A 10,636-nucleotide genomic window follows, 5' to 3' on the forward strand; every position below is an offset into this window, starting at 1 on the left:
AAGACGGTCAACGCGCCCAACGACTCGAGCCTCGAGGACGCCAAGGAGGTCTTCGAGTGGGTCTACGAGCACGGCGGCAAGGGCGTTACCTACTATCGCGACGGCACCCGCAGCAAGCAGGTGCTCACGACGCGGGCGGACAACGCCGAGTTCGCCGACGAGGACGAGGCCGCCGAGGTCATCGTCGAACAGATCCGGGAGGTCTTCGGCGGGTTCGAGCAGTTCCTCGAGAGCGAGGAGGTCCGGGCGGTCGCCGAAGCGGAGCTCTCCGCGCTGCTGACCGGCGAAGTCGACTACGCCGAGAAGCGCTCGCGACCCGACGCCCTCCAGGGCGTCAGCCAGCGCATCGACACCGGCTACGGGAAGGTGTACGTGACGATCAACGAGGACCCCGAGACCGGCCGGCCGTTCGAGCTGTTCGCCAACATCGGCCACTCCGGCGGGTTCACCAACTCCTTCACCGAGGCGCTCGCGAAGGTCATCTCCACGGCGCTGCGCAGCGGCGTCGACCCCGACGAGGTCGTCGACGAGCTCTGTGGCACCCGCAGCCCGAAGGTCGCCTGGGACAAAGGCGAGCAGATCCAGTCGATCCCGGACGCCATCGGCACGGCGATGCGCCGGTACCTCGACGACGAGATCGACAAGCCCTACCCGCGCCAGAAGACGCTCGAGGAATCCGCGGACGACCTGACCGACGAGCCCGGCGTCGATCGCCCGGCCGTCGACGGCCCCGAAACCGACGGCGGCGCGACCGCCCGGGAGTCGACCGACGCCACCCAGGACCTGATCGACGCCGGCGAGTCCCCCGAGTGTCCCGACTGCGGAGCGCTCTCGCTGTACTACTCCGAAGGCTGCAAGAGCTGCGAATCCTGTGGCTGGAGCGAGTGCTGAGCGAGTAAGCGTCCGTTAACGGCGATTTCAGGCCGAGTCCCTTTCCGTTCTCCGACCGTCTTCACGGACATGCTCGAACTGGCAATCCTGTTCTTCGTGATCGCACTGATCGCCGCGGCGCTCGGAGCCGGCGGCGTCGCCGGCCTCAGCATGGCCATCGCGAAGTGGCTCGTGTTGATCTTCCTGGTGCTCGCCGCCCTCTCGCTGCTGCTCTAGGCCGCGAGAGGATCCGAAAACCCACCGGCCCCCGGGCCGTGATTCGGGAGACCGGCCGGACCGTCGTCGATCGACGAGACGAGCCGCTCGAACGCCTCCAGCGCGTCCGCGGTCGCGTCGCCGTCAGCCACGGCAGGTTCACCTCGCAAAGTCGGTCGTAGCGTTCGTCGATCACCCGTTCGGCGGTGCGGGCGTCCGAACCGCACTCGATGTCGAAGTCGCGGTGAGGACCCCACGCGGTGGGTCGACGGCGCAGGTGCGAGCCCTCCTTGCAATCCTGTGCGCGGAACCGAACGCGGACGCCGACGGGAGCCCCGACCGGACGGCAGGTTCATTTTTCTCCCGCTCGAGAGTTCGAGCGTCGCCTGACCCATGACCGACCGGCCCGACCCCGAGTCGTCGCGAGCGGACGAGGATCGCCGCGGACCGCCGTGTCCGTTCTGCGAAGCCGGGATGGACAAACGTCACTGCAAGTACGTCTGTCCGAATCACGGCGTCGTCTACGACTGTTCCGACCCCTTCCGGTGAGGACTCGGCGTGCGACTCGACCAGTGAGTCGTTCGATCCGAATAGGGTGTCCACGCTCGCTAGTGGAATCGAGCGTCCTCCACGGCAACCCAACCGACCATCCTGGTCGTCGGCGACGACCGATCAGTTGCCGGGACTCCACCGGCGGTCGTCCGACCGCGCGACCAGTCGGTACGTCGGCCCGGAGAGCAACAGCGCCGCCGCGAACAGGCAGGCCAGCGTGAGCGGCGGACCCAGCTCGCCGAGTCCGTCGGCGGTGATCGTCGCGGCCGACGCGCCCACGACGACCGCCGCGACCGTCCACGGCAGTTCGCCGATCGCCGTGCCGACCAGCAGCTGGCGCAGCGTGACGCCGCTGGCCGCCGCCGCGCACGTCGCCGCGTCGGAGGGAATCGGCGCCAGCCGCGAGACGACCACGCCGCGAGTCGGCCCCGCCGTCTCGTAGTAGCGACGGACGGCCCGGCCGGTCCGACGGACGAACCCGTCGAACGGGAGCGCGGCGAGCGCCTCGTCGTGGGCGCCGTCGAGCACCCAGCGAGCCGCCAGGTAGGTCGGAATCACCGTGAGCAGGACGCCGGCCATCGCCACGGGCAGGCCGATGGTCACGCCCAACCCGTAGCCGACGACGACCGCGAGCGGCGTCGTCGGCCAGGCGAACAGCGGCCGGAGGAGGTAGAGGCCGGCGACGACGAGCCCGAACGCGACCGGATCGTCCGCGACGGATTCGAGGGCGCCGACGGTCGCCGACGGGGAGACGACGAGTCCGGCCGCCACGACCGCCCCCAGGACGAGAACCCCGAGGAGAGCGCGTCCCGGCGTCGAGGGAGGCATCGACCGCGATTCGCACGGGGCCGTTGAAGGCTTTGTGCATCGCGCCGACCCGTCACAATCCTTATCGGGGTCCGCGCCAGATCCTGCCTCGATGGACGAACGGGTCGAGCGCGGCCTGGCACTCCTCGAGCGCCTCGAGCACGAGTCCCTCGAGCTGCCCGACGTCGTCGACCGATTGGAGGCGGTGACGACCGATCCGACGGCGATCCGAACGATCCTCGACGAGGCCGAGCGCCGCGGCGTCGTCGAGCGCGCGGACGGCGTCGTCCGTCCGCGAAGCCGCCAGTACCTCCGGTTCGGCCGCGACGTGATCACGAAAGACGGCGAGTTCAGCTGTCGGCGCTGCGGGTCGACCCTGACCACCGGCTACTTCATGGACCTCGACGCCGGCGAGATCGGTCCGTTCGGCTCGACCTGTATCAGGAAGGTGACCGGCCGGGAGTAGATCCGTCGATCCGGCTGGCCCGATTCGACGACCGCGGCTCAGCGACCGCGGCGGAGCTCTTCGATCAGCTGCTCGATCGTCTGCTGCTGGCGTTCGAGGATCGCCGTCTGTCGCTCGACGGCCTCCTCCAGCGCGTCCAGGCGTTCGAGGACGTCGGCGTCGGCCGACGCGGTCGCCGGCTCGAACCCGCCGGCTTCTACGTCCATCGCGGAGTCTTCCCCCGTGGTCGCGGTCGAGGCCCGCTCCGCCGCCGCGGCCGTCGGCTCCGTCGACGCCGGTTCCGCCCGGTCCGTCCGATCCCGACCGGCGTCGTCTCGACCGTTCGGCCCCGATGTCGTCTCGGGCGCCGGATCGGCGGCTCCGGCGCTCGGTTCGTCGGTCGTCGACTCGGTCGCGCCGAGTTCGGCGGCGGCGGGCTCCCGCTCGATCGAGTCGTGCCCGTCGTCGGGCTCGCCGGTCGACTCGGTGCCGAGCGGGGCCGGTCCCTCCCCGAAGTCGACCGTCGGCGAGGCGTCGCCGTCGTCGGCCTCGTCCTCGCCGATCTTCTCGTTGAGCGCCTCGAGGGAGTCGACGTCGTGGAACGCGAAGATCGCCCGCTGGAGTCGCTCGCGGAGGTCTGCGGCCTGTTCGTTCGGCGCCTTGATTCGCTGCTGGCGGCCGTCGACCTCGAGGACGACCTGCGTCGCGACGCTCCCGGACTCGAAGGACAGCCCCGTCACGTCGGCGTACCGGAACTCCTCGTAGTCTTCGTCCCAGACGGCCTCGCCGATGTGCTTGACGAGGCGCTGGCTCGTCACGATCACCGTCAGCTCGCTGAACCGGTAGGTCTGGACCACGCTCTCGCCCGCCTCGGTGATCCCGTTGCCGTTGAGGACGCCGGCGATGACGGGATGGGCCACGGCGTCGACCTTTCCGGCCGGAATCGTGAACTCGCGGGCGCCCTCGAGGGAGTACTCCAGGGTGAACCGGGCCTTGCGCCGGCCTTCGGAGATCGACACGCGATCCGCCTCGTGGGAATACTCCTCGACCGACTCGTCGCTGAGCAGGCCGTCCGCGCGGTAGATGATGGTGCTCGAAGGAGAGACGAAGAGCTCGTCGTCGCCGCCCAGGGAGACGCGGGCGACGATCTCCTCGCCGTCGAGGGTAGACTGTACGATGCCGGGTACGCTCATGACCCGCCTTTCGTAATAGCATGTGATAAATCCGTGGGTGCGAACCTCACGACGGCCCCGAATCGGAAGGGTAAAGAAACCGACCGCACAACCTCCGAGTGCGCCCGGGTGGCTTAGCTGGACATAGCGCCGCACTCATAGGGTTTAGAGATTCGGTGCGGCACAGCGAGTCCGTATCCCGCGGGGCCCGCCGAGCCTCGGACCTGGGATATGCGGAGATCGAGGGTTCGGAGCCCTCCCCGGGCACTTTTCGATGCGAGTCACGAACGCAGTGAGTGACGAGTCCGAAAAGTGCCCGGAAGAAGCGGAGAACCCGGTGGTCTTCGCGAGCGCGTGAAACGAGCGAGCGAAGGCTCGGGAGAGCGAAGCTCTCCCGTAGGTTCGGAGCCCTCCTCGGAGAGCGTTGGATGGGGGAGCACCTCCGTGCTCACGGTGGGTCGGTGCCCTTCGACGACGGTGGTGCTCAGTGCCAGAAAGGAAGGACCAATAGCCGCCCGAGCGGTGGCGTCCGTGGGATCGCCACACTTACTTCGCCGTGCACACCCGTCGGTGCATGGAACAGTGGTCTTCGCGGGCCGGATTCGTCTTCGCGGCGGTCGGGGCCGCGGTGGGGCTGGGGAACATCTGGCGGTTTCCCGCGGTCGTCGGACAGAACGGCGGCGGGGCGTACCTCGTTCCCTACCTGATCGCCGCGTTCGCCTTCGCGGTCCCGCTGATGATCCTCGAGATCTCGGTCGGGCGGTCGCTCTCGGCGGACGTCGTGACCGCCTGTCGCCAGATTCGCGCCGAGTTCGAGGTCGTCGGATGGCTCATCGGCGGGTCCGTCCTCGCGGTGTTGAGCTACTACCTGGTCATCACCGGGTGGGTCCTCGCGTTCGTCACGTTCTCGCTCACCGGCTCGGGCACCACGTTCGAGGAATTTTCCGGGACGTACCGACCGATCGGGTTCTTCCTCCTCTCGACGATCGCCGTCGGCGCGATCGTCTCCCTGGGCGTCCAGAAGGGGATCGAACGGATGGCGAAAGTGCTGATCCCGCTGACGTTCGTGGTCCTCCTCGGGCTGCTCGCGTACGTCGCCACCCTTCCGGGGTTCGGCGACGGGGTGCGCTTCTTCCTGACGCCCGACGTCTCCGTTCTCTCGGATCCGATGATCTGGAGCGCCGCGTTCGGGCAGGTCTTCTTTTCGTTCTCGGTCGGGATGGGCGTGATGCTCACCTACGGGAGCTACCTCGATCGGGGGGCGAACGTCCCGCGGTCGGCCGTGACGATCGCGCTCGCCGATCTCGCGGTGGCGCTCCTCGCGGGGCTCGTCATCTTCGGGATCGTCTTCTCGGTCGGGGGCGAACCGGCGGCCGGAACCGAGCTCGCCTTCTCGACGCTGCCGGCCGCGTTCGAGACGATGCCGCTCGGCTCCGCCGTCGCCGTCTGCTTTTTCGGCCTGCTGTTCGTGGCGGCGCTCGCGCCCTCGGTCTCGATGCTCGAGGTCGGGGTCGCGGGCGCCATGCGGACGACCGGCTGGTCTCGCACGCGTGCGAGCGTGGCGATGACGGGCGTGATCCTCGTGGCGGGACTCCCGTCGGCGCTGAGTTACAGCGCCGTCGAGCTCTCGGCGTTCGGTCGCCCGTTCCTCGACGTCCTCGATTCGACGGTCGGGACGCTCGGGCTGCCGCTCGGGGCGCTCGCGCTGATTATCGTCTTCGCGTGGGTCCAGGACGAAGCGAGCTTGCGCGCCCAGCTCGGCGACTCGATCGTGCTCCCGCTGGTGAAGTACGTCGTGCCGCTCGTGCTGATCGTCGTCACGAGCCTCCGGCTCGCGACCGGGATCCCGACGGAAAGCTGGAAGCGGCTTCCCGACGTCGCCGCGCTGGGGAGCGCGAGCGCGGCGGCGGTGACGGCGGCGACCGCGCTGGGGTTGGTCCTCGTCGGGTGGGTCGTCCACCAGTGGCGCCGGATGCGACCGGGGAGGCCGGCTCCGGAGATCACATGAAACCGTAGTCGTCGGTCAATCGCGACCGGGATCGGCCCGCGGTCCGGGTCTCTTCGTGGGCTTCGATCTGGGCCGCCAGCCCCTCGTAGTGCTGCTGGGTTCGGTCCGCGAACTCACGGAGCTGGGTCGTGTCGACGTCGAAGCCGTAGAGCAGATCGAGTCCCTCGACGAGGCGCAGCGTGGCGTTCGCGTCGAGCGGGATGCGAGGGTCGACCCCCGTCGCGATCACGCCGGTCCGGAGCGACGTGTCCATCGCGCGGGCGACGAGGCTCGCGTTACTCCCGGTCAAGAATCCGCCGTGAAGCGGCGAGATCTCGACGTCGGTCAATCGGCGCTGGCGGTAGTCCTCGGAGGCCACGTAGCAGAGGGCGTCGGCCGAGTCGAGCGACGGGATCGAGGTCAGCAGCGTCACCTCCTCGACCGCCCGCTCGTCGATCCAGTCGAGAAGGACCCGACCGAACGGTTCGGACAGCTGGAGCGGGATCGGGAGTTCGCTGATCAGGAACGTACACTCGAGGCTCGGCTCGGAGAAGAGCCGCGTGTGGTGGTAGGGTCTGCCGTCGGCGTACGGCGTGATCGCCGGCAGCCCGGCGGTCTGTACGTGCCCCGTCTCCGCCAGTCCCAGTCGCTCGATCAGGTACTGGGTCGCGGAGATGCCGGCCATCCCGGGGCCGGGAAGCGCGACCACCAACGTCGGCTCGGGCGGTTCGTCGGCGTCGATCTCGAGCGTCAGTTCGTCGGTCATCGGTCTCCGTATGTCCGCCGTCCCCACATCGGTGTTTCGGGACGGGGCGCGCGTACCCCGAGTCGTCGGACCGGCGAGCGATTCCGGGCCGAGGCCGGGCGTGGGTCGAACGTCAGGACCAGACGAGCGGGATCCACCAGACGGCGAACGCGGAGATCACGAGAATCGCCGGAAGGGTGATCACCAGGCCGACCTTCGCCATCTCGGGGATCGTCATGTATCCGCTCCCGAAGACGATCGCGTTCGGCGCCGTGGCGACCGGGAGGACGAACGCGAAAGAGGCGGCGAAGGCGGCGGTCGCCATCAACGTCAGCGGCTCGATGCCGGTCGCCTGACCGATGCTCAGCGCGATCGGCATGAACAGCGACGCGGTGGCGGTGTTCGACGTGACGTTCGTCAGCAGGCAGACGACGGTCGCGATCAGGAGAACCATCCCGGCGATCTCGAGCGTCCCGAAGCCCGCTATCGCGTCCGCGACGACCACGTCGAGGCCGCTCGCCTGAAAACCGCGCGCGATGGAAAAGCCGGCGCCGAGCAGGAGCAGGACGCCCCAGGGAACCCGCGAAGTGTACTCCCAGTCGAGCAATCGCTCGCCGTCGACCGGGACCAGAAAGACCAGCACGGCGCCCGCGACGGCGATCATCGCGTCGGTCACCGTCGGCAGGACGGGTTCGATGACGAACGGCCGTAGGACCCACGCGGCGGCGACGAGTCCGAACACCGCCAGCACGCGCCGCTCGCCGGTCGTCATCGGGCCCAGCTCTCGCAGCTGTCGATCGACGACGTCCGCTCGTCCCGGCTGTCGATCGACCGTCGGTCGGAGGACCGCCACGATCAGGAGCCACGTGACGAGCAGGAAGACCGCCCCGAGCGGAACGCCGACCAGCATCCACTCGAGAAAGCCGATCTCGACGCCGAGGTTCGACTCCGCGACCCCGGCCAGCACCGCGTTCGGCGGGCTCCCGATCAGCGTCGCCGCCCCGCCGATCGACGCGCCGTAGGCGATCCCGAGCATCAGCGCGAGCCCGAACGAGGCGTTCGGGAGCGAGTCGGGGTCCTCCTCGATCCGGTGCAGGAGTTCGCCCTCGACGTCGAGCGGATCGTTGGGCTCGAGGATATCCTCGCGCTCGAGCGGCGGCGTTCGCCGGCCGCCGACCGCGGTCAGTTCCACGATCACCGCGGCCCCGATGGGGACCATCATCATCGCCGTCGCCGTGTTCGAGATCCACATCGACAGGAACGCCGTCGCGGCCATGAAGCCGAGGACGAGCGCGTGTCCGCGGGTTCCGACCGCGGAGAGGACCAGCAGCGACAGTCGGTGGTGCAGGTTCCACCGTTCGATCGCCAGCGCGATGAGGAACCCGCCGAGGAGCAAAAATACGATCGGGTCGGCGTACGGCGCGGTCGCGCCGCCGACGGTGCTAACGCCGGTCACCGGGAAGAGCACGACGGGAAGCAGCGAGGTAACCGGGATCGGGATCGCCTCGGTCACCCACCAGACGACGACCCACGTGGTGCACGCCATGACGGCCGTCGCATCGGGCGAGAGGCCCAACGGCGCCCCGAGGAGAATTCCGAGGAACCCCGTCGGTCCGAGTACCAGTCCGACGGCCCGTCTGGATAGCCGCGTCCGATTGGTCACACCTATCCCTCAGAGAACCGACCCATAATTCGATCGAAACGGCGTCGGGCCGGTTCGTCCGCCGCACCGACCAGCCGATCAGTAGCCCAGCTCCTCGCGAACGGCCTCGAACGGGACCGTCCCGTCCGCCTGGATCGGCCCGGAATCGAGCGCGGCGGCGTCGAGCACCTCGACCGGCGTCAGCCACGGCCACTCGCAGTCCTCGTTTCGCTCGCTCAGCCCGTTCAGCTGGTCCTCGAGCGCCTCGGCGCTGAACGGCGGAAGCAGCGGCGGGTCCGCCTCGAACGTGTCCTCGTAGTCCGGCACGTCGGCCTCGGTCAGTTCGCCGACGACGATCCGCATCACCATCCCGAAGAGGTGGTGGGGGCCGCAGTAGAAGTCGTACAGCCCCGCCGTATCGAACTCGAAGAGCCAGGCCGCGCCCTCGTTGAGGATCGGCGACGAGATCGGCGGTCGGCAGTCGGGAACGCGATCCTGGAAGCCCAGTTCGTGGTGATAGGCCGTGACCGTGTGGTCGGGCGAGCGGAAGGTGAACTGCACGACGTCGCCGGGCGCGACCTGCAGTCCGGTCGGATCGAAGTAGAACAACGGCGGGTGGACGTCGCCGTCCGCGTTCGCGCCGTCTTCGAGCCCCGTCGGCAGTTCGGTCCGGAGTTCGACCTCGTGATCGGGGGCGAGCCGCTGCGGGACGTCCTCCGCGAACGGGGTCGAGTAGCCGTAGATGCGGTCCGCGTGCGGCGGGTGCGGGTCGTCGTGATCGGCGGCGGCGACGCCACCGGTCGCGAGTGCGGTTCCGAAGCCCAGTGCGCCCAACAGCGAACGCCGTCCGAGCGCCGCTCGACGATCCGTCGATCGATCGCGGGCGGAAGTGTCGTCGCCGGAGCCGTCGTTTCGTGACATGTTTGCTGGAAGTCCCCCGAAACCGTACCACGGACGGCGGGTAGTTTCTTTTTTGGTGATCGTCCGGTGAGTCAATCGCGGTGATCACTCCGGTTCGAGGGCCCCGTGACGGCCACTGGAGGCGATCGGAGGCGGCGAACCGACGGACGACATCGCCCCCGGCGCACGCGGGACCGCGATACCGGACCACGGTCGCGACGCGGATTCGGCCGGCGACTTCGGCGTCCCGACGACGATGACGCGACCCCCTGACGCGGGAAACGATCCGACGATCGAACTCCGGGACGACGAGAAAGGGTCGATCGATCCCCGACGAACCGTCGGACGATCGCCGCGGTCGGATCTCGACACCCGACGAACCGCGAGCGATCGCCGCGGTCGGACCTCGACACCCGAGTCGCCGACGGGACGACGCGGGTCTCAGAACCCGCCGACGCCACCGGGCTCGCACCGAAACAGCCGTCGCATGCCGGCCATTCCCGACACCCGCTCGACCTCGGTGACCGTCCCCTCGTAGACGTGCTCGTAGGCGCCATCTTCGAGTCGGGAGACGAAGACGCGCCAGCCGTTCACGTCGGCCGGAACGCCCCGGGTTCGGGCCCGACCGTCGGACACGGTCAGCCGCGCGAACCGGCCCTCGTCCGTGATGATCCCGTCGCGGAGCTTCACCCGCTCGGCGCGACGGTCGTCCGGCGGCCAGAGCGAGACGTGCGTGACCTTCATGCCTGGCCCGACTCTGGGCCCGGCGCTCATCCCCTCGAGGCTGTCCACGTGAAGGAGCTAAAACGAGACCCGGGAACGGAGCCCTCCGACGCCGAAGCGCCGCCGCCGACCGGCGCGATCGGTCGTTCGTCCGGCAGAACGGTCGATCAGGATCGATATTACGATATCCCAACGCCAATCCCCGATATTACACTACGTTCACCAAGGTATTCTCCTTAGCTATGCGAATATTGGTACAATAGGTTCGCTTAACCGCCGACACACCCACATTCCATCCGTCGGCGTCGATCCCCCGATCGTCCGTCGACCGACCCGGCGTCTCGACGACCGGCGCCTGGCTCGTGCTCCGACCCGGTGACGACGCGTGGCTGTGCCGTCACCCTCCGGCCCCCTCTCCCGAGGGAGCGTTTTCGAGCGATCCGGCCAGTCCCCCTGTCGAGCGATCGATCCGATCAGCCTTTCGAGTAATCGATCCGAATAGCCTTTCGAGTCGATCGATCCGATCAGCCTTTCGAGTCGATCGATCCGATCAGCCTTTCGAGTCGATCGATCCGAT

11 protein-coding genes, 1 tRNA gene and 1 pseudogene are annotated in these 10,636 nt (G+C 68.7%); 6 read left to right on the forward strand and 7 right to left on the reverse strand.

The features are described from left to right. Positions 1–891 (forward strand): annotated as a pseudogene (locus QZT59_RS08780) (ribonucleoside-diphosphate reductase, adenosylcobalamin-dependent); the annotation flags it as partial. A gap of 69 nt (positions 892–960) precedes the next feature. After that, a complete protein-coding gene (locus QZT59_RS08785; protein ID WP_290814376.1) occupies positions 961–1,107 on the forward strand; it encodes a DUF1328 family protein in 147 nt (48 codons plus the stop codon). Here the strand turns inward: QZT59_RS08785 and QZT59_RS08790 are convergent. Further along, positions 1,104–1,238: a hypothetical protein gene (locus tag QZT59_RS08790; RefSeq protein ID WP_290814380.1), complete on the reverse strand. Its 135-nt coding sequence runs from the start codon at positions 1,236–1,238 to the stop codon at positions 1,104–1,106. The genes QZT59_RS08785 and QZT59_RS08790 overlap by 4 nt on opposite strands. Before the next feature lie 241 nt (positions 1,239–1,479). On the opposite strand from QZT59_RS08790, the gene QZT59_RS08795 reads away from it, so the two are divergent. Further along, positions 1,480–1,635, forward strand: a complete 156-nt coding sequence (locus QZT59_RS08795) for an HVO_2523 family zinc finger protein (protein ID WP_290814383.1) — start codon at positions 1,480–1,482, stop codon at positions 1,633–1,635. Positions 1,636–1,758: 123 nt separating this feature from the next. On the opposite strand, the gene QZT59_RS08800 is transcribed toward QZT59_RS08795, so the two are convergent. Beyond that, positions 1,759–2,466, reverse strand: a complete 708-nt coding sequence (locus QZT59_RS08800; protein WP_290814386.1) for a TVP38/TMEM64 family protein — start codon at positions 2,464–2,466, stop codon at positions 1,759–1,761. 91 nt (positions 2,467–2,557) lie between these two features. Between QZT59_RS08800 and QZT59_RS08805 the strand changes: the two genes are divergently transcribed. After that, positions 2,558–2,911: a DUF5830 family protein gene (locus tag QZT59_RS08805; protein WP_290814388.1), complete on the forward strand. Its 354-nt coding sequence runs from the start codon at positions 2,558–2,560 to the stop codon at positions 2,909–2,911. A 38-nt stretch (positions 2,912–2,949) separates the two neighbouring features. Here the strand turns inward: QZT59_RS08805 and QZT59_RS08810 are convergent, their stop codons facing one another. After that, a complete protein-coding gene (locus tag QZT59_RS08810) occupies positions 2,950–4,083 on the reverse strand; it encodes a hypothetical protein (protein ID WP_290814390.1) in 1,134 nt (377 codons plus the stop codon). A 102-nt stretch (positions 4,084–4,185) separates the two neighbouring features. Between QZT59_RS08810 and QZT59_RS08815 the strand changes: the two genes are divergently transcribed. Next, positions 4,186–4,329 (forward strand) — tRNA-Met (locus QZT59_RS08815). A gap of 307 nt (positions 4,330–4,636) precedes the next feature. After that, positions 4,637–6,070 (forward strand): sodium-dependent transporter, encoded by a 1,434-nt coding sequence (locus QZT59_RS08820; protein ID WP_290814392.1) that lies wholly within the window; start codon positions 4,637–4,639, stop codon positions 6,068–6,070. On the opposite strand, the gene QZT59_RS08825 is transcribed toward QZT59_RS08820, so the two are convergent. The 4 genes from QZT59_RS08825 to QZT59_RS08840 all read right to left on the reverse strand — a co-directional run bounded on the left by QZT59_RS08825 (position 6,063) and on the right by QZT59_RS08840 (position 10,080). Beyond that, positions 6,063–6,815, reverse strand: a complete 753-nt coding sequence (locus tag QZT59_RS08825; RefSeq protein WP_290814394.1) for a proteasome assembly chaperone family protein — start codon at positions 6,813–6,815, stop codon at positions 6,063–6,065. The two genes, QZT59_RS08820 and QZT59_RS08825, sit on opposite strands and share 8 nt — an antisense overlap. A gap of 112 nt (positions 6,816–6,927) precedes the next feature. Continuing rightward, a complete protein-coding gene (locus QZT59_RS08830) occupies positions 6,928–8,457 on the reverse strand; it encodes an SLC13 family permease (protein ID WP_290814396.1) in 1,530 nt (509 codons plus the stop codon). Between the two features lie 78 nt (positions 8,458–8,535). Further along, positions 8,536–9,357, reverse strand: a complete 822-nt coding sequence (locus QZT59_RS08835) for a plastocyanin/azurin family copper-binding protein (RefSeq protein ID WP_290814398.1) — start codon at positions 9,355–9,357, stop codon at positions 8,536–8,538. 420 nt (positions 9,358–9,777) lie between these two features. Continuing rightward, positions 9,778–10,080 carry a hypothetical protein gene (locus QZT59_RS08840; RefSeq protein ID WP_290814400.1) on the reverse strand — a complete coding sequence of 101 codons (303 nt, stop codon included), beginning with the start codon at positions 10,078–10,080 and terminating at the stop codon, positions 9,778–9,780. Positions 10,081–10,636 lie beyond the last annotated feature (556 nt).

Source organism: Halovivax sp. (genome assembly GCA_007119345.1).
Lineage (GTDB): Archaea > Halobacteriota > Halobacteria > Halobacteriales > Natrialbaceae > Halovivax.

Coding starts and splice junctions, on each gene's coding strand:
- QZT59_RS08825 (WP_290814394.1), bottom strand. CDS start 6,815: ATGACCGACGAACTGACGCTCGAGATCGACGCCGACGAACCGCCCGAG.
- QZT59_RS08810 (WP_290814390.1), bottom strand. CDS start 4,083: ATGAGCGTACCCGGCATCGTACAGTCTACCCTCGACGGCGAGGAGATC.
- QZT59_RS08785 (WP_290814376.1), top strand. CDS start 961: ATGCTCGAACTGGCAATCCTGTTCTTCGTGATCGCACTGATCGCCGCG.
- QZT59_RS08820 (WP_290814392.1), top strand. CDS start 4,637: ATGGAACAGTGGTCTTCGCGGGCCGGATTCGTCTTCGCGGCGGTCGGG.
- QZT59_RS08835 (WP_290814398.1), bottom strand. CDS start 9,357: ATGTCACGAAACGACGGCTCCGGCGACGACACTTCCGCCCGCGATCGA.
- QZT59_RS08800 (WP_290814386.1), bottom strand. CDS start 2,466: ATGCCTCCCTCGACGCCGGGACGCGCTCTCCTCGGGGTTCTCGTCCTG.
- QZT59_RS08795 (WP_290814383.1), top strand. CDS start 1,480: ATGACCGACCGGCCCGACCCCGAGTCGTCGCGAGCGGACGAGGATCGC.
- QZT59_RS08805 (WP_290814388.1), top strand. CDS start 2,558: ATGGACGAACGGGTCGAGCGCGGCCTGGCACTCCTCGAGCGCCTCGAG.
- QZT59_RS08840 (WP_290814400.1), bottom strand. CDS start 10,080: ATGAAGGTCACGCACGTCTCGCTCTGGCCGCCGGACGACCGTCGCGCC.